Genomic DNA, 17,813 nt, shown 5'->3' on the forward strand with positions numbered 1-17,813 from the left:
GCCGGGGCGCCGCCGCTCGGGGGGGAGGCGCGGCCGCCACCCCCCCCCCGGACCTCGCCGGGGGCGCCGGGTCCTACCCCCCCGCCGTCTGCGCCCGCGGCGCGCACGTCGACCCGGCCGCGGCCGCCTCGTGCGCGGGCGGGGCCGCCGGGCGGCCGGGCGGGGGGGGGGCCCCGGGGGGGGCGGGCGGGCCGGAGGCGATCCAGCCGCCCGAATTGACGGTGGCCCAGCCCGCGACGGGCAGCCGGGAGACCTGGCAGGCGAAGAAGGCGGCGGCGACGTGGTCGATGTCCGCGAAGCGGTCGAAGATGACGGGGGTGTAGAACCCGGAGCCCGCGGCGAGTTCGGTGAGGGAGTCGTCGAGCGCGCTGACCTCGAGAGAGCCGGTGCCTCCGCCGTTGACGAACTCGAGGTCGGCGACCTCCCGGGCGGCGGCGACGCACTCGGCGCGGCGCGGGGCGAGCTGGCGCATGGAGCTGCTCCGCAGCCAGCGCTTGGCGGCCCCGGCCACTCCCGGCTCGGCGTCGGCGACGGAGGCGACCTGCCCCTCGTAGCCCATCATGCCCACCAGGCGCAGCTGGGGGCGGCGGGCGATTTCGCGGGCGAGGGCGGAGGTCTGCTCCGGAGTGCGGATGGGGGAGCGGCGCGGTCCGATCGCGGCGCCGGGCAGGTGGAGGGCGCAGTCGATGTCGATGGCCACGCGCACCGGGGCGGCGGCCGCGGCGACCGAGCAGATGAGGTCGAGGTGCTCGACCGCGTCGACCATCAGCGTGACCGCCGCGCCCAGCTGCCCGTCGCCGGCGAGCTCCCGCACGGCGGGCCTGTTCACGCTGGGGTAGGCGACGAGGATGTCGTCGAAGCCTTCCCGGGCGAGGTGGAGGGCCTCCGGCACGCTGTACGCGAGGACGCCGCGGTAGCCCTCGTGGCTGAGGGCGCGGCGCAGCGCGGCGACGCTGCGCAGCGACTTGGAGGCCACCCGGATGGGCAGTCCGAGCGCGCGGGAGCGCATCCGCCGCGCGTTGTGGTCGAAGCCGGCGACGTCGACTGCGGCGCAGGGGGCGGTGAGCTCCTCGGCGTCGATGAGCTGGGAGATCGCCCCGCGCACGTGCGGGGCGGGGGTGGTGCGTACGGTCGGCATACGCACATATTAGTAAGCGGAAACTATCCTCGTGGCATCTTCGGCGGGCTATTGCCTGTTGATCATCATGTACGCGACGCGCTGCATGTGGTTCCACAGCTGCGCCCGCGCGTCGACGGGCAACTCCTCCTCGCCGAACTGGGCGAACGAGCGCTCCATCAGCTCGAGCCAGCGCTCCGCCTCCGGCATGCCGATGCTGAAGGGGAAGTGCCGCTTGCGCAGCATGGGCCGGCCCCGCTCTGCCTGGAAGGTGTGCGGCCCGCCCCAGTACTGCACGAGGAACCAGCGCAGGCGGTTCTCTGCGCCCTCCCAGTCGTCGGCCGGGTACATCGGCCCGAGCAGGTCGTCGGTCTTGACCTGCTCGTAGAAGCCGTGGACGAGGCGGCGGAAGAAGTCCTCGCCCAGTTCGTCGTAGAGGCTCGGGCCCATCAGAGGGTGCCCGCCTCGGCGTCGACGAGCCTGTTGCGCAGCGCGCGGGCGGCGCGGTCCTGGCCCTCGGAGACGATGCGGCGCAGCCCACCCGGGATGTCGCGAGCGAGGAGGGCGTCGGCCTTCTCGATGGCCAGCTGGTCGATGTCCCACGCGGGGTAGATGCCCTCGAGGGTCTGCTGCGCCATCTCGTTGGTCAGCTTGTCCCACAGCTTCTCGGCCACGGCGAAGTACTGGTCCGTCAGGCCCTCGAGCCCCTCGCCGGTGAACGTCAGCCCGTCCATGAGGTGGCGCGCCTCGAGGTTGGAGCGCTGCCCGCCGACGATTTCGTCCCACGCCCATCGCTTATCGACGCCCGCCCGCGCCCGCAGCCGGTACAGCGCGGCCTCGGAGGAGGTGTCCTCCACCGCGTCGACCGCGTCCAGGCTCTCCGCGCCGGCGGCGACGAGGCTGGTCAGGGCGAGCCAGCGCACCTCCTTGTTGTCGGAGTCCCGGGCGAGGCCGCGCAGGTAGGCGACGGTCTGCTCGTTCGGCGTCAGGCGGGCGAGCGCCCGGTCGAAGATGACCGCCGGCTCGGCGCCGCGGAACGCCTCGTTGAGCAGGTCCATGCCTTCGCCGCGCCAGGCCGGGTCGACGTACTGCTTGACCGCCAGGGTGGCCTGCGCCAGCAGGCGCTCCTGCACGGAGGGCTGGTCCTCGCCCGGCGCGAAGCGGGCGACGAGGCGGACGAACTCGCGGGCGGGCAGCTCGCCGCCGCGCACGGACTCCCAGATGCTTGACCAGCACAGGGTGCGCGCCAGCGGGTCCTCGATCGCGCCCAGGTTCTCCAGCACGAAGCGCTGGTGCTGCGGCGTCAGGCCCATCAGGCAGTAGGTCAGATCGCGGTCGTTGACCAGCGCGAGGTCGTGCTCAACCCCGGCGAACTCGGGGATCTCGGTGCGCGCGCCGGTGATGTCGATCTCGGTGTCGTGGGTGCGCGTCACGCGGCCGTCGACAAGCGTGTAGAGCCCGACCCCGACCCGGTGGGTGCGCTGCACCTCCGAATCCTGGACGACGGCGAAGGAGTCCTCCGAGATCTCGGGGTAGAGCCGCGACACGCCCGTGGTGCGCAGCCACTGCTCCGACCAGCCCGACAGGTCGCGCCCCGACGACTTCTCCAGCGCCGACAGCAGGTCGGCGAACGTCGCGTTGCCGAAGGCGTGGTTGCGGAAGTGCTCGCGCACGCCGGCGAAGAACGCGTCGCGGCCCACGTAGGCCTGCAGCTGCTTGAGCACCGAGGCGCCCTTGGCGTAGGTGATGCCGTCGAAGTTCTGCTCCGCCGTCTCGATGTCCGGCGCGTCCGCCGCGATCGGGTGCGTCGACGGCAGCTGGTCCTGCGAGTAGGCCCACGCCTTCTCCACGGCCGCGAACGTCACCCACGCGTCCGCGTACTCGCCGATCTCCGTCTGCGCAATCGCCGCCGACCAGGTGGCGAAGGACTCGTTGAGCCACAGGTCGTCCCACCACTGCATGGTCACCAGGTCGCCGAACCACATGTGCGCCATCTCGTGCAGGATCGTGTCATTGCGCCGCTCCACGCGGTGCGGCGTCGGCTCGGAGGTGAACACGTACTCGTCGCGGAAGGTCACCGCGCCCGCGTTCTCCATCGCGCCCATGTTGTACTCCGGGCAGAAGATCTGGTCGTACTTGCCGAAGGGGTACGGCAGCCCGAAGTTCGTGTGGTAGTACGCGAAGCCGTCCTTCGTCTGGCGGAACAGGCGCTCCGCGTCCATGTGCTCCATGAGCGACGCGCGGGCGTAGAGGCCCAGCGGGATCCGCTTCTCCTCGTCCTCGTAGACGTCCGTGACGAACTCGTACTCCCCGGCGCACACCGCAATCAGGTACGTCGAGAGCTTGTAGTCGATCTCGCAGGACCAGGTGTTGCCCTCCCGAGTCGCCTCCTCATTGAGCACCACCACGTACTTTTCGGGGGCGGTGACGGACACCGAGTACGTCGCCTTGATGTCCGGCTGGTCGAAGCAGGCGAAGACCTTCATCGCCATCGCGGGTTCGAACTGGGTGTACAGGTACTCCTTGTTGTCCGCCGGGTCGACGAAGCGGTGCAGGCCCTCGCCGGTGCGGCTGTAGGTCACCGTCGCGTCGACGACCAGCTCGTGGCGGCCCTCGGTCAGGGGCAGGGTGCGGCCGTCGAGAAGCGAGCCGTCGAGCTTGGCCTCGAAGCTGTCCGCGACGAGATCGAAAAACGTCTCCCCCTCGCCCGACGAAAACGTCAGGGTCGTGCGGGAGGAAAACGTCTCCGGGTTCGTGATGTCCAGCTCGATGGAGTAGTGGACGTCATCGATCAACTTCGCGCGCTCACGCGCATCGGTGCGCAACAGGTTCGTCTTCATACCCACCAATCTACCCGCCCCGGAATTTGTCTATCGTGGGGTGCATGACTGAGAAAGTGACGTTCTGGTTCGACGTATCCTGCCCCTTCTGCTGGCAAACCTCCCGCTGGATGAAGGAGGTGGAGAAGGTCCGCGACGTGGAGATCGAATGGGTGCCCATGTCATTGTCCGTGCTCAACGAGGGCGCCGACATCCCCGAGGACTACGCCAAGGCGATGGAGGCGAACTGGGGCCCCGCCCGCGTCTTTGCCAAGGTCAAGGCCGAGCAGCCCGACAAGGTTGACGAGCTCTACACCGCGATGGGCACCCTCGTCCACGCCCGGGGCAACGGCGGGCGCAAGGGCTACGGCGCCTACGACGACATCATCGCCGCGGCCCTCGAGGAGGTGGGCCTGCCCGCCACCTACGCCGAGGTCGCCGCCACCGGCGAGGTCGACGACCTGCTGCGCGGCTACCACGCCACCGCCATGGACGAGGTGGGCAACGACGTGGGCACCCCGGTGGTGAAGCTGGGCGAGACCGCGTTCTTCGGGCCCGTCATCACGCGCGTGCCCACCGGCGAGGAGGCCGGGGAGCTGTTCGACCACGCCGTGGGACTGGCCAACTACCCCTACTTCTTCGAGCTGAAGCGCTCGCGCACGGAGGACCCGCAGGTGCAGCCGTAGTGCCTGCTTCGTGACGAGACCCTGAAGACCTCAGCGTGTGTGCGCGCCCGAAAAGCGCGCGGAAGTGCGCTGAGGTCTTCGCGCGGAAGACCTCAGAGCGAAAAACAGGGCGAAACAGCCCCGAAAACTCGCTGAGGTCTTCCGCAGTAGCCAGGGTCTCCGGCGCGAGCCCGCGCGCCGCCCACGTACACTGAAAACCATGCGTATTTACCTTGGAGCAGACCACGCCGGATTCGAGCGCAAGAACCAGATCGCCGAGCACCTGACGTCGCAGGGCCACGAGGTCATCGACTGCGGCGCCCACGAGTACGACGCCGCCGACGACTACCCCGCGTTCTGCATCGCCGCCGCGGAGAAGACCGTCGCCGACCCGGGCTCCTTGGGCATCGTGCTCGGCGGCTCCGGCAACGGCGAGCAGATCGCCGCGAACAAGGTCAAGGGCGCGCGCTGCGCCCTGGCGTGGTCCGAGGAGACCGCGCGCCTCGCCCGCGAGCACAACAACGCCCAGCTCATCGGCATCGGCGGGCGCATGCACTCCCAGGAGGAGGCGCTGCGCATCGTCGACGCCTTCATCGGCCAGGAGTGGAGCGGGGAGGAGCGCCACCAGCGCCGCATCGACATCCTCGCGAAGTACGAGGAGACCGGGGTCGCCCCCGAGGTCCCGGGCGCCTAGCTACCAGCCGGCGAAGAGGCGCTCGAGGCGCTGGGGGGCGTCGAGAAGCGTGAGCCCGAGAAGCTGCCCGCGCGAGCGCACGCTTGGCGACGTCAGAGCCCGCGCCCTCGCCGTCGCCACCTCCGTGCCGTCCGCGCACACGTGGTGCCGGTCGGTGGCCCGCCGGTAAAACACATCCGCGTCCTGCAGCGCCCACGGTTGGCGCAGCCCGACGCGGATTCTTTCGTTCGCGGGCGCGCCGGCGACCACGCGCGGGTCGGCGGCGAAGAGGCCGGGCACGGCGGGGACGTAGACGCGTGCGTCGATGCGCAGCCAGGAGGCGATGACCGCCTCGAGCGCGCCGGGCTGCGGGAACTCAGCCGCCACGACGGCGACGTCGGCGGTGTCGAAGACGACGCCGGCCGGGCGAGCCAGGGGGTGGGTGACGCGCCTGGCCAGCGCCAGCGTCTCGACGTTTTTCACCCGTGCCTCCTCCGCGGTGTCCGGGTGGCGGGCGCCGAAGTCCGTCTCCGGGTGCACCGCCACCGCGGCGGGCTCGTGGACGAACTCGGCGCCGGCGTTCCAGGCCCGCCAGCCAAATTCCCAGTCCTCGCCGCCGTAGCCGACGAAAGACGCGTCGAAGCCGCCGACGTGGCGGAAGAAGGTCGCCGAGCAGGCCAGAGCGGCGGAGATGATGAAGCGCCAGGAGGTGTCGTCGGCGCGGGAGAGGTGGTCGGTGCGGGTCCAGGCGTCGGCAAGCCACTGGGGCTCTGAGCGGTCCGGGCCGGTGAGCCGGCTGCCCACGACGAGCGCGCGGCGGTTGCGCTGGATGTGCGGCACGACCGCTCGCAGGAAGCCGGGCTCGGGCAGCGTGTCGCCGTCGAAGAAGACGAGCACCTCGCCGGTGGCCGCCGCGGCGCCGAGGTTGCGGGCTGCGGCGGCGCGGAACCCCTGGTCCTCCTGCGCCACCACGCGCACGCCGGGCAGAGAGGGGACGATGTCGGAGCCGTCGTCGGCGACGATGATCTCCACCCGCCCGGGGTAGTCCTGCGCCCGCACCGCCGCGACGACCCCGGCCAGCGCGGAGTGGTTGTTGTAGTGCGGGATGACCACGCTCACATCAGGCCACACGCCGCCCACTCCTTCTTCCAGGCCGCTGCGACATCTGCCCAACCCCAGCTCGGCGGCTCGAGCACGCGGGGCTCGAACGTATCGACGGCCTCCCGCCACGCCCCGTCGCGCACGAGCGTGATGCGCCCGGGCAACCAGCGGTCGATCTCGCGGGTGTAAGGCGAGTCGCTGGCCAGGACGGTGCGCCCGGCGCCGAGCCAGGTCATGAGCGAGCCCGAGGCGGAGAAGTGGCGGTGGGCGCAGACGGGGATCGCGGTGCGGGCCATCTCGCGGGCGAGGTCGGCGTCGCTGAGCCAGCCGGTGATCTCGGCGTGCTCGGCGAGCCCAGCCGCCCACTCCTCGTGACCCGCAGACACCCCGCCGAGGAAGCGCAGCCGGTAGCCGGTGCCGCGCAGGGCGGCGATGAGGTCCTCGTGGCCCTTGCCGGGGTAGATGAAGCCCAGGATGCCCACGGTGTTCGGCTCGGGGGCGAAGGGGGCGGGCGCGTCGACGCGCGGGATGGGCAGGCGGATCACGGACACGGGCGTCGCAAGGCCGTCGAAGGCGTCCACAGCGCCGAAGAAGGAAGCCTCGTGCTCCGAGTTCACCGCGGCGAGGGTGGCGGCGGCGGTGAGGCGTCGATAGGCGGGCGCGCGGCGCGCGAACCTCTCGGAGCCCTCCTCGGGCTGGGGGATGTCGTGCAGGCTCAGCGAGAAAGGGCGGTTCCCGAGCCGGGCGAGGAGGGCGTCGACCGCGGCGTCAGGCGTGGTGCCGAAGAGGTGGTCGGTGAACGTGACGTGGACCGGGCCGTCGGGCAGCGCGGTGTCTGCGAAGGTCTCCTCGCGCACCACCTCCGCGCCCAGTTCGCCCGCCAGGGAACGGGCGTAGGCGGTCACGCCGTGGCCGTCGGGTCCGACGATGAGGTGGATCACGGCATCAGCCCCAGGTTGTCGAGGCGCTCCGCGTGGCGCTCGAGGCCGTGGGCGACGAGCTTCGGGCGGGCGCGGTAGAACTCCATCTGCTGCGCGGCGAGGCCGGAGAAGTCGGTGCCGCCCGAGCGGCTCGCCCACGTGCGCCGGCCGGTGACCGTCACACCGAGGGCGGCCGCGGCGTCGGCGTCGACGGGGGCGTCGAGCTCGCCGAGCATCTCGTAGTCGGGCAGCTCCACGTCGCCCTCGAGGCCGAGCGCCGCGAGCACGGCGCGGGCCTGCACCGCGAGGGTGTCGTTGTCGGGGTGGTTCACGGTGTGCCACACCGGAACCGTCTCCAGGTGGCCGGAGACAACGACCGTCCCGTGGCGCTGCTCACGGGAGCGGATCTGCGCCACCGACATCGCGGCGGCGCGCCGCAGCGCGGCCGGGGAGGGCGCCGCCTCCACCGGCGCGTCGAGGCCCCGGGCGACCGCCGCGAGGATGCGCAGGTCGTGGTAGGGCACCACGGGCGGGTTAAGCGAGGGGTCGTCGGGGTCGCGGATGATGGCCTGGTAGGGCATGAGGCCGTCGTAGCGCAGCACCGGCACCAGGACGTGGCGCGCCCCGGCCGGCAGCAGGTCGCGCATCTGCGCCGAGCCGACCGGCAGGCCGCGGTAGTCGTTGCGGATCGGCTGGCTGACCAGGACGTCCGTGCGCGCCAGCAGGTCGGTGAACCACCCCATGTCGGCGGCAGTGAGCTCGTGGACCGGGGTGATGCGCTCGGAGGCGAAGTGCCCGGTGGACATGAGCAGCCGCCGGGTGGACTCGGCCTGGCAGTTTCCCACGACAGTCAGCGTGCGCATGGGGCCAATCTAGCAGTGCGGGCAGACGGATGCAGACTTGTTTATATTGGTGTGGTGGCTAACCAGGAAAACACTGTGCGGGTCCTGTCCGTCCCCGCCGAGCACCCCTACACCCGCGCGGTGCGGCCTGCCGGCGCGACGTATCTACCGGACCCGGACGTCGACGGGCACTGGTGGCCCCACCCGGCCCTCGAGGCGCCCTACTGGTCGCAACCCCCGGCCGCCGACGTCCTCCACGTCCACTTCGGCTACGAGCACCGCAGCCCCGCGCAGGTCGCGGAGCTCGTCGAGGCGCTGCCCGTGCCCCTCGTCGTCACCGTGCACGACCTGGACAACCCCCACCTTGCGGACCCGGCCGAGCAGTCCGCCCACCGCGAGCGCGTGCGCCTGCTTGTCGACGCCGCAGCCGCCGTCATCACCCTGACCGATTGCGCCGCCGAGCGCCTCCGCGCCGAGTTCGGTGCCCGTCGCGTCGAGGTCCTGCCGCACCCGCCGGTCGTGCCCGCCGGGACGCGGGCGCGCCACGGCGGGGGAGCGGGGGTGTTCCTCAAGTCGCTGCGCTCCAACGTCGTCGCCGATCCGGACTTCTACCTGCGCATCGCCGAGCGCGTGCCCCTGACCGTCTTCGCCCACGACGTCGACGCCACCCGCGCGCTGCGCGACGCCCTCCAGGGTCGGCCCGGCATCACGCTCGTCACGCACGACCGCCTCGACGACGCCGACCTCCACGACGTCGTCGGCGGCCTCGACGTCTGCCTTCTGCCCTACACGCGCGGCACCCACTCCGGCTGGCTGGAGATGTGCCGCGACCTCGGTACCTGCGTCGCCGTGCCGGACGTCGGCTGCTACGCCGGGCAGGCCGACGGCCCGGCCGCCGTGGAGACCTACGCGGCGGGTGACGGGGAGAGCGCCGCGGGTGCCGTCGCAAAGCTGCTCGCCCGCGGCCCGCTGCCCCGCGCCGGGCAGCGGCCGGACGTGCGCGCCGCCCACGCCAGGATCTACCGCGAGGTGGTGCGATGACGGCAGCGCTTGTCGACGACACCCCCACCTCCCGCTCCTCCGGGCTGCGCATCGCTTTCGTCGCGCCCGCCCGCTACCCGGTGCGCGAGCCCTTCGCGGGCGGCCTCGAGGCGTTCTGCCACACCACCGTGCGCGCCCTGCGCGAGGAGGGCCACTCGGTGGACTTCTTCGCCGCGAAGGGCTCGGACGGCAACGTCAAGGACTTCGAGCTGCCCGGCGTCGACTGGGGCAGCAACGCCGCGGAGGCGACCGACACCACCTACCCCGCGGGCGGGCGCGAGAAGGAGAACGAGGCCTTCGTCCAGCTGCGCCGCCTCCTGGTCGGCCGCGGCTACGACGTGGTGCACAACAACAGCCTCAACCCCTTCATGTTCCCCGGCGACCACTCGCCGGAGCCGCTGCCGATGGTGACCACGCTGCACACCCCCGAGCTGCCCGAAGTGGTGCGCGCGGTGCGCGCCGCCGGGGAGGGAGCCGGGCGTTTCGCCGCCGTCAGCCCCGTCACCGCGGACGACTGGGGGATCCCGCACCCGATCAGCGTCATCCCCAACGGCGTCAACGTCTCCACCTGGCGGCCCGGCCCCGGGGGCCGCTCCGCCATCTGGTTCGGCCGCCTCGTGCCGGAGAAGGGCGCCCATCTGGCCATCGAGGCGTGCCGCCTGCTCGGGCTGCCGCTGCTGCTGGCGGGCCGCAAGGGCGACCACGCCTACTTCCAGGCGGAGATCGCCCCGCGCCTCGACGGCGGGCGGGTGCGCTGGCTCGGCGAGCTCTCGCACGCGGAGCTGCGCGCGCTCGTCGGCCGCTGCGCCGTCAGCCTGGTCACCCCGCGCTGGGAGGAGCCCTTCGGCCTGGTCGCGCTGGAGTCCATGGCGTGCGGCACGCCCGTGGCCGCCTTCGCCCGCGGAGGGCTGGGCGCGCTGCTTCGCGACGCCCCCGCCGCCCTCGCCGAACCCGACGACGTCGTCTCCCTCGCCCAGGCGGTGCACTCCGCCCTGCACATCAAGCGCCCCGGCGTGCGCGACTGGGTGGTGCGCAACTACAGCCTGACGCGCACCGCCCGCCGCTACGCCGAGCTGTACAGGGAGGTGGCCTTCCGGTGAGCCGCACGATCGGCATCTACGCCCACCACCACGGCTCGGGGCACATCCACCGCTGCCGGGAGATCCAGCGCGAGTTGCGCGCCCTCGGCTACGACGCGGTGCTGCTGTCCACCGACCCGCGCGCCGACGTCGTGCTTCCCGACGACTCCGGCGGCGGCCCGGAGCCCACCGCCCGCGCGACGCTCCACTACGCGCCCTACGGCAACGCCGGCCTGCGGCAGCGCTTCGCCGCCATCGCGGGGTGGATCGCCGCGGCGGACCCTGCGGCGTTCTTCGTGGACGTCTCGGTCGAGGTCGCCGCCTTCGTCCGCCTCACCGGCGTACCGGTGGCGACGATCGCCATGCCCGGGGTGCGCGACGACGCACCGCACCAGCTGGCCTACCGGCAGGCCGACGCGATCGTCGCGGCCTGGCCCTCCTGGGTCGGGCTGCCGCGCCACCTGCGCCCCCACGCCGCGCGCGTGCACGCGGTGGGAGGGATCTCCCGCCTCACCCGGGCGTCGACCGAGCGGGACCCGTCGCACGTGCTGGTCATGGCCGGAAACGGCGGCTCCACCTGGGACGAGGGCGACTGGGAGGCGGTGCAGCGCGCCTGCCCCGGCCACCGCTTCACCTTCCTCACCGGCGGCAGCCGCGTCGACGACCCGACGGAGCTGCTTTCCGGGGCGGGGGTGGCGGTGATCGCGGGCGGGCAGAACTCCATCGCCGACGTCGCGGCCACCGGCACGCCCGCGGTGGTCCTGCCGCAGCCGCGGCCGTACGCGGAGCAGGCCGCCTCGGCCCGCGTGCTCGAGGAGGCGGGCCTGGCCGTGGTTGCCGAAGAGTTCCCGCCGGCGCGGCAGTGGCCGGAGCTGCTGCAGCGCGCCGGGGAGCTGCGCGCGGACTGGTCGCGCTGGGAAACCTTCGGGGCGGCGCGCCGGGCCGCCGAGGCGATCGCGGGCGTCGCGCGGGGTGCGGGCGGCCCCGCGACGGCGGTGCTCTCGCTCGCCGACGCCGGCCGCGCCCGCCACCTGGCCAACCAGGTCTCCCTGCTGCCCCCGGGGGTCGAGCACATCACGGCCGCGCTTTCCGCCCCCGCCGAGCTCGCCCGGGCCGTGCCCGGCAGCCGCGTCGTGGCCGCGCCCTCGCGCAACCTCGCCGCAGCGCGCAACCGCGCCGCGCGCGAGGCGCTCGACCGGGGCGCCGAGGTCCTCGTCTTCCTCGACGCGGACTGCGTCGCCTCGGGCGAGCTGCTCACCCTCTACGCCGAGGCGCTGGCGCGCCACCCCGACGCCGTCGTCGCCGGGCCGGTGACGTACATGGAACCCGGTGAGTTGCGCACCACCGACCCCGCGCCGCACCCGGCCAGGCCGAACCCGCCCGCCGGGACGACGGAGGCGGCCGAGGACTACAACCTGTTCTGGTCGCTCTCCTTCGCGGTCACGGCCGCGACGTGGCGGCGCATCGCGGAGGCCTTCGGCGGCTTCGACGAGGGCTACACCGGCTACGGCGGGGAGGACACGGACTTCGCCCGCAACCTGGAAAAACACGGCATCGACCTGCGGTGGGTCGGCGGCGCGCACGCCTTCCACCAGTGGCACCCGGTGTCCTCGCCGCCGTGGGAACACCTCGACGACATCCTCGCCAACGCCGCCTACTTCCGCTCCAAGTGGGGCCAGTGGCCAATGGAGGGCTGGCTGCGGGAGTTCGAAAAGGCAGGGGCCATCGCGCTTGTCGACGGCACCTGGCAGCGCACCGGCTAAGCCTCCTCGTACTCCGCCGGGTGCGGGCCCTGCCGGCCGAACTCCTCCTCGTCCAGGGAGATGATCGCGGCCATCTCCTCGGGCGTGAGCTCGAAGCCGAAGACGTCGAAGTTCTCCCGCATCCGCTCGGCCGAGGCGGTCTTGGGGAAGACGATGACGCTGTTCTGCAGGTGCCAGCGCAGCACCACCTGCGCGGGCGTGACCCCGTGCGCCTCGGCCGCGTCGGTGATCTCGGGGTAGTCCTCCAGGTCGTAATAGCCGCCGCCCAGCGGCGCCCAGCCCTCGATGGCCACGCCGTGGACGCGCATGGCGTCGAGGTCCTTCCAGTTCTGGAACAGCGGGTGCAGCTCCACCTGGTTGACGGTGGGCGTCACGTCCGTCTCGCTTTCGAGCCTGGCCAGGTGGTCGAGCTGGAAGTTCGACACGCCGATGGAGGTGGTCAGGCCCTCGGCGCGCAGCTCGATCATGGATTTCCACGCCTCCACGTAGTGGCCCTGGGCGGGGCGCGGCCAGTGGATGAGGTAGAGGTCGACGTGGTCGAGGCCGAGCCGGTCCAGCGACTGCGCCAGGGCCGCGGGGGCGTCCAGGTGGCGGTCGTTCCACAGCTTGGTGGTCACGTACAGCTCGTCGCGCGCGATCCCGGACGCGGCGATCGCGCGGCCGACCGCCTCCTCGTTGCCGTAGATGTGGGCGGTGTCGATGTGGCGGTAGCCGATCTCGAGGGCCGTCTCCACCAGCTCCTGGGCCCGGGCAGGGTCGACCCGGTGCAGGCCGTAGCCGAGCTGGGGGATGGTGGTGGCGTCGTTAAGCGTGATGCGTGGGACCATGGGCCCACACTAACGGTTGGACACCTTGCCCGTCAGGCGCGCGAGCGGGGCGACGACGGCGGGGCGGGCGGCCCACCACGCCAGGGCGATGACGGCGGCCGCGGCGAGGAAGAACCACGTGCCGGTCCAGTCGACGGCGTCGCGCGCGGCGAACATCGCGTTGAGGTTGCGGCGCAGGCCGGTCGCCGCCACGAGGAAGACGTGGAGCGCGATGAAGGCGACGAAGAAGATCATGGTGGGGAAGTGCAGGCTGCGGGCCACCTTCACGGGGAAGAAGGTCCACGACTTCGGCCACCACGGGCTCATCCGCAGGCCCGAGACGGCGGCGATCGGGCTGGCCACGAACACCACCGCGAAGTAGGTCAGCTCCTGCAGCGCGTTGTAGTGCACCCAGCCGTGTTCCTCCGGCCAGTCCATGCTCAGGTACTGCACGCCCGCCGAGATCGCATTGGGTATCGTCTCCCAGCTCGTGGGCACGATGCGCATCCACTGGCCTGTGCTGAAAAGCAGCACGTAGAACACCGCGCCGAGCGCCAGCCAGGTCAGGTCGAGGGCCAGGTGGAGCCACAGCGTCAGGGAGATCTTCTGGCGCGGGTTGCGCTTGGACGCCCAGTAGGCCTCGGGGCGCCGCTCGCGGCGCACCTGCAGGCCCGTCTTGACGATCAGCGCCATGAGGAACATGTTGAAGAAGTGCGCCCAGTTCAGCCACGCGGGCAGGCCCACCGGCGCGGATTCGGGCAGGGGCTGGGTCCCGTCGTAGCGGGCGATGAACTCGGCGCCGGCCTCGCTGGCGACGAAGGTGCGGGCGAGCAGGACGCTCAGCCCGAAGATGAAGCCGAGGGCCACGAGCCCCGACAGCCAGCGGGCGATGGGGAAGCCGCCGCGCGCCGGCGCGGGGGATGCGGCCGATTCCGGAGCCGCCTTGGCGGGCGCAGCGGGTGCGGGTTCAGCGTGTTCCTGCGCCACGGGGGCGGTCTCCGCCTCCGCCGCTGCAGCGGCAGGAACCTCGACGAGCGCCTCGGCAGCGGGCGGGAAGGGCTCGCCGCCGGGCACGCGCGGCAGTCCGCGGCGCACGGGGACGGCGACGAGGTTCGCGGCGTCTTCCCCGGTCACCGGCGCGGCGGCCGGGGTGGTCTCTGCTTCCGCGACCGCCGGCGCCGCGGGCGCCTCGACCAGCGCCTCCACAGCGGGCGGAAAGGGCTCCCCGCCGGGAACGCGCGGCAGCCCGCGCCTCAGCGCGACGGGGACAACCCCGGCCGGGGCCGGGGTTGAGGCCGGCGCGGCTTCGGCCGCCGGGGCGGAGGAGGGGGCGTCATCAAGCTCTGCTGTGGTTCCTTCGGGCGGCCAGGGCTGCCCGCCCACGAGACGGGGGAGGCCGCGGCGGAGAGTGACCTGCACGGGGAGAAGTCCTTTTCCTTACTTGCGGGCGTCGATTTCGGAGATGAGCGGCGGCACCACGTCGAAGATGTCCCCGACGATGCCGAAGTCGGCGATCTCGAAGATCGGCGCGTCCGGGTCGTTGTTGATGGCCACGATGGTGTCGGCGGTCTGCATGCCCACGAGGTGCTGGATCGCGCCCGAGATGCCCACGCCGATGTAGAGCTTGGGGCTGACGAGCACGCCCGTCTGCCCGATCTGCGCCTCGTAGGGGACCTGGCCCTCGTCGACGGCGGAGCGGGTGGCGCCGACGGCGGCGCCGAGGGCGTCGGCAAGCCCGCCGACGAGCTCCTCGAAGTTGTCCGCGTCGCCGAGGGAGACGCCGCCCGCCACGACCTTGTCGGCGGTGGCGAGGTCGGGGCGCGGTGAGGTGCGCTCGATGGGGGTCACCTTCGTCACGGTTGCCGCGCGGCGCTCGGCGGGCTCGACGGTGAGGGTTTCCACCCGCGGGTCGGCGGCCTGGGCGCGCGTGTCCACGGAGCCGGGGCGGATGGTCACCACCGGCGCGGAGTGGGTGGCGGCGGCGACAGAGGAGTAGGCGCCGCCGTAGTTCGAGTGGTCGGTCACCACGCCCTCGGCGTCGCGGCGCAGGCCGACGGCGTCGGTGAGCAGGGCCTTGCGGCGGCGCACGGCGAAGCGGGCGGCGGCGTCGCGGCCGCGCACGGTGTGCGCGAAGACGACGGCGGCGGGGTAGAGGTGGTCGAAGGCGGCCTCGGTGGCGTCGGCAAGCGGTGCGTCGGCGACGAGGACGCGCGCGGCGCCGAGCCTGCCGAGCTCGGCGGCGTTGTCGGCGGAGGAGGTCACAACGGCCGGCTCGCCGATGGCGCTGGCGGCGCCGATGAGCTCGGCCGCGGCGGCGGGGTCAAAGCCGTGGCCCTCGTAGGGCGCGTCGGGGACGACGAGGACGGTGGTGCTCGGGGTGGTCATGCGTCGCTCCTTAGATGAGGTCCTTGGACTGCAGGAAGTCGGCGAGCTTGCCGGCGGCCTGCGAGTTTCCGTCGATGATCTCGCCACGCTCGCGGGCGGGGCGGCGCGAAATCCCCACCATGATGGAGCGCGCCCGGCTCCAGTCCTCCGCGTCGACGCCGAGGTCGGCGAGCGTGAGGGTGTGCAGCTCCTTCTTCTTCGCGGCCATGAGCCCCTTGAAGTTGGGGAAGCGGGCGTCGGGGAACTCGTCGGAGACGGCGACGACGGCGGGGAGATGCGCCTCGAGCTCGAGGATGGCGCCGTCGCCGGCTTGGGTGGCGCGGACGGTGTCGCCGTCGACCTCGAGGTCGGTGAGGTTGGTCAGGGCGGGGTAGTCGAGCAGCTCGCCCAGCAGGGAGGCCATCACGCCGCCGCCGCCGTCGGAGGAGGCGGTGCCGGTGACCACGAGGTCGTAGCCGTTGGCGCGGATCGCTGCGGCCAGCGCCTCCGCGGTCAGCGTGACGTCGGCGCCGACGAGGGCATCGTCGGTGATGACGTAGGCGTCGGAGGCGCCCATCGCGATACCCTTGCGGATGCTGCCGGCCACCGACTCGGGCCCGACGCTCACGATCTCGACGACCGATCCCTCGGCCTTCTCCGCGATGCGCAGCGCGGCCTCGACGGCGCGCTCGCCGACCTCGTCGGCCACGACATCGTCGGTGCGGTCAGTCAGTCCCGTCTCCAGGTTCATCTCGCGGTCGCTGTAGGTGTCGGGAACTTCCTTCAGCAGCACGGCTATGCGCATCGCGGCTCCTTCGTTTGGGCTTGTGCTTGACGACGCCCAGATTCTACCGCCCCCGGAAGGCGGCGACGCCAACGGCGTGCTCCGGGGTGCCCAGCAGACGGGTCTGCACGAGGGCCTCGGTCTCCAGCGCCTGGGGAAGCTGGGCGAGCGTCGCCCGGTTCACCGCCGCCTTGGTCCGCCCGACCGCCTCGCGCGGGGTGCGGGCGAGGTGGGCCGCGATCTCGCGGGCGCGCCCGAGGGCGTCCGGCGCGGTCTCGGCGACGAGCCCGTGCTCGAGGGCCTGCGCGGCGGGGATGCGGGTGTGCAGCAGGGCCATCGCCATGGCCCGGTGGCGCCCGACAGAGGCGGCCAGCGTGGCCACGGCCCCGCCGTCGGGCACGAGGCCGATCGCGGTGAAGGGCACGGTGAAGAAGGCCTTTTCGCCGGCCACGATGAGGTCGCAGAGGAAGGCCACCGAGGCGCCGATGCCGGCGCAGGCGCCCTCCACTGCGGCGATGACGGGCACCGCGGCGCGGGTGATGGCCTTGGCCATGTACTCGATGTCGTCCATCGTCTCCATCACACCCAGCTCGCCGGGCACCTCGATGCCCTCGAAGGCGGCGAGGTCCATGCCGGAGCTGAACGCGTTGCTGTCGCCCGTGATGATGACGGCGCGGATGGAGGTGTCGTTCGCCGCGGAGCGGACGAGGTCGCCGATGGTGCGGTAGGAGTCGGGCTCGAGGGCTCCGCGCTTGGCGGGGTTGGTGATCGTGACGGTGGCCACCGGGCCGTCAACGGCGGCCGCGACAACGCCCCGGGCGAGGGAGGTGTCCATTCCTACTGACCCACGAACCCGGCCAGGCGGCCCTGGATGATCTCCACGGCCTCGTCCACCATGCGCGGCAGCAGCTCGGCGCAGGTCGGGATGTCCTTGATCAGGCCCTGGCACTGGCCGGCGGTCCAGATCCCGGCCTCGACGTCGCCGGTCTCGTAGACCTTGCGCCCGCGCGCGCCCGCGACGAGGTCGCGGATCTCCGGGAACGTGGCGCCCTGGTTGAGCTTCTCCACGACCTCGCGGGACACGCCGTTGGTGGCCACGCGGGAGGTGTTGTTGAGGGTGCGGAGGATGAGCTCGGTGTCGCGCTCGGTGCGGTTGACGATCTCCTCCTTGACCTTCTGGTGCACCGGCGCCTCCTGGGTGCACAGGAAGCGTGTGCCCATGTTCACGCCCTCGGCGCCGAGGGCGAGCGCGGCCGCCAGGCCGCGGCCGTCCGCGATGCCGCCCGAGGCGACGAAGGGGACGTCGAGGTGGTCGGCGGCGGCCGGCATGAGGATGAGGCCGGGCACGTCGTCCTCGCCGGGGTGGCCGGCGCACTCGAAGCCGTCGATGGAGAGGATGTCCACGCCCTTGCTCTGGGCGCTGATGGCGTGGCGCACGGAGGTGCACTTGTGGATCACGGTCACGCCCGCGTCCTTCAGGGTGGGCACGAAGTCCGCGGGGTTCGCGCCCGCGGTCTCGACGATCTTGATGCCCTTTTCAATGGCCACCTTGAGGTACTCCGCGTAGGGCGGCGGGGTGATGGTGGGCAGGATGGTGAGGTTCACGCCGAAGGGCTTGTCCGTCATCTCCCGGCAGCGGTCGATTTCCTTGCCCAGGTCCTCGGGGGTCGGCTGGGTCAGGGAGGTGAGAATGCCCAGGCCTCCGGCGTTGGAGACGGCCGAGGCGAGCTCGGCCCGGCCGACCCACTGCATTCCGCCCTGGATGATGGGGTATTCGATGCCGAGCATCTCCGTGATTCGGGTGTTCAAGTGCGCCATGTGCCGGGCTCTCCTGTTCTG

General features: G+C 72.4%; 17 protein-coding genes. 5 read left to right on the plus strand and 12 right to left on the minus strand.

Annotation, left to right across the window (positions count from 1 at the left end; genetic code table 11):
- Positions 1–73: 73 nt before the first annotated feature.
- Genes DYZ02_RS09280 through pepN form a run of 3 tightly spaced genes read right to left on the minus strand, consistent with a single transcriptional unit; the run spans position 74 to position 3,957 of the window.
- A complete protein-coding gene (locus tag DYZ02_RS09280) occupies positions 74–1,138 on the minus strand; it encodes an alanine racemase (protein WP_115685980.1) in 1,065 nt (354 codons plus the stop codon).
- Between the two features lie 48 nt (positions 1,139–1,186).
- On the minus strand, positions 1,187–1,567 hold the full coding sequence (locus tag DYZ02_RS09285; protein ID WP_115685981.1) for a globin domain-containing protein: 381 nt from the start codon (positions 1,565–1,567) through the stop codon (positions 1,187–1,189).
- Complete coding sequence (gene pepN / locus DYZ02_RS09290; RefSeq protein WP_115685982.1) at positions 1,567–3,957, minus strand: aminopeptidase N; 2,391 nt, start codon at positions 3,955–3,957, stop codon at positions 1,567–1,569. The genes DYZ02_RS09285 and pepN overlap by 1 nt, the downstream gene beginning before the upstream one ends.
- 44 nt (positions 3,958–4,001) lie before the next feature.
- On the opposite strand from pepN, the gene DYZ02_RS09295 reads away from it, so the two are divergent.
- Both DYZ02_RS09295 and DYZ02_RS09300 read left to right on the plus strand, forming a co-directional pair.
- Positions 4,002–4,622, plus strand: a complete 621-nt coding sequence (locus tag DYZ02_RS09295; protein ID WP_115685983.1) for a DsbA family protein — start codon at positions 4,002–4,004, stop codon at positions 4,620–4,622.
- Positions 4,623–4,821: 199 nt separating this feature from the next.
- A complete protein-coding gene (locus DYZ02_RS09300; protein ID WP_115685984.1) occupies positions 4,822–5,295 on the plus strand; it encodes a ribose-5-phosphate isomerase in 474 nt (157 codons plus the stop codon).
- Here DYZ02_RS09300 and DYZ02_RS09305 read toward each other — a convergent pair whose 3' ends face one another.
- From DYZ02_RS09305 to DYZ02_RS09315, 3 genes are read right to left on the minus strand one after another with little or no spacing between them, the layout of a single operon-like run.
- A complete protein-coding gene (locus DYZ02_RS09305) occupies positions 5,296–6,405 on the minus strand; it encodes a glycosyltransferase (RefSeq protein ID WP_245945757.1) in 1,110 nt (369 codons plus the stop codon). It lies immediately after the preceding gene.
- Positions 6,390–7,316: a glycosyltransferase family protein gene (locus DYZ02_RS09310; RefSeq protein ID WP_115685986.1), complete on the minus strand. Its 927-nt coding sequence runs from the start codon at positions 7,314–7,316 to the stop codon at positions 6,390–6,392. The genes DYZ02_RS09305 and DYZ02_RS09310 overlap by 16 nt, the downstream gene beginning before the upstream one ends.
- On the minus strand, positions 7,313–8,158 hold the full coding sequence (locus tag DYZ02_RS09315; RefSeq protein ID WP_115685987.1) for a WcbI family polysaccharide biosynthesis putative acetyltransferase: 846 nt from the start codon (positions 8,156–8,158) through the stop codon (positions 7,313–7,315). The genes DYZ02_RS09310 and DYZ02_RS09315 overlap by 4 nt, the downstream gene beginning before the upstream one ends.
- Before the next feature lie 54 nt (positions 8,159–8,212).
- Between DYZ02_RS09315 and DYZ02_RS09320 the strand changes: the two genes are divergently transcribed.
- Genes DYZ02_RS09320 through DYZ02_RS09330 form a run of 3 tightly spaced genes read left to right on the plus strand, consistent with a single transcriptional unit; the run spans position 8,213 to position 12,020 of the window.
- A complete protein-coding gene (locus DYZ02_RS09320; RefSeq protein WP_115686453.1) occupies positions 8,213–9,178 on the plus strand; it encodes a glycosyltransferase in 966 nt (321 codons plus the stop codon).
- Positions 9,175–10,278, plus strand: coding sequence for a glycosyltransferase (locus DYZ02_RS09325; RefSeq protein ID WP_115685988.1), 1,104 nt, complete (start codon positions 9,175–9,177; stop codon positions 10,276–10,278). The genes DYZ02_RS09320 and DYZ02_RS09325 overlap by 4 nt, the downstream gene beginning before the upstream one ends.
- Complete coding sequence (locus tag DYZ02_RS09330) at positions 10,275–12,020, plus strand: glycosyltransferase (RefSeq protein WP_115685989.1); 1,746 nt, start codon at positions 10,275–10,277, stop codon at positions 12,018–12,020. The genes DYZ02_RS09325 and DYZ02_RS09330 overlap by 4 nt, the downstream gene beginning before the upstream one ends.
- Here DYZ02_RS09330 and DYZ02_RS09335 read toward each other — a convergent pair.
- Genes DYZ02_RS09335 through DYZ02_RS09360 form a run of 6 tightly spaced genes read right to left on the minus strand, consistent with a single transcriptional unit; the run spans position 12,017 to position 17,792 of the window.
- Positions 12,017–12,847, minus strand: a complete 831-nt coding sequence (locus tag DYZ02_RS09335) for an aldo/keto reductase (protein ID WP_115685990.1) — start codon at positions 12,845–12,847, stop codon at positions 12,017–12,019. The genes DYZ02_RS09330 and DYZ02_RS09335 overlap by 4 nt on opposite strands.
- A gap of 9 nt (positions 12,848–12,856) precedes the next feature.
- Positions 12,857–14,245, minus strand: a complete 1,389-nt coding sequence (locus DYZ02_RS09340) for a cytochrome b/b6 domain-containing protein (RefSeq protein WP_115685991.1) — start codon at positions 14,243–14,245, stop codon at positions 12,857–12,859.
- An 18-nt stretch (positions 14,246–14,263) separates the two neighbouring features.
- Entirely contained in the window at positions 14,264–15,211 is a 948-nt protein-coding gene (locus DYZ02_RS09345; protein WP_115685992.1) for an electron transfer flavoprotein subunit alpha/FixB family protein, read from the minus strand.
- Between the two features lie 10 nt (positions 15,212–15,221).
- Positions 15,222–15,995: an electron transfer flavoprotein subunit beta/FixA family protein gene (locus DYZ02_RS09350; protein ID WP_115685993.1), complete on the minus strand. Its 774-nt coding sequence runs from the start codon at positions 15,993–15,995 to the stop codon at positions 15,222–15,224.
- Positions 15,996–16,038: 43 nt separating this feature from the next.
- Positions 16,039–16,809, minus strand: coding sequence for an enoyl-CoA hydratase-related protein (locus DYZ02_RS09355; RefSeq protein WP_115685994.1), 771 nt, complete (start codon positions 16,807–16,809; stop codon positions 16,039–16,041).
- Positions 16,810–16,811: 2 nt separating this feature from the next.
- On the minus strand, positions 16,812–17,792 hold the full coding sequence (locus DYZ02_RS09360) for an NAD(P)H-dependent flavin oxidoreductase (RefSeq protein WP_115685995.1): 981 nt from the start codon (positions 17,790–17,792) through the stop codon (positions 16,812–16,814).
- Positions 17,793–17,813 lie beyond the last annotated feature (21 nt).

The sequence above is a fragment of the Corynebacterium senegalense genome (genome assembly GCF_900411315.1).
GTDB classification, from domain to species: Bacteria; Actinomycetota; Actinomycetes; order Mycobacteriales; family Mycobacteriaceae; genus Corynebacterium; species Corynebacterium senegalense.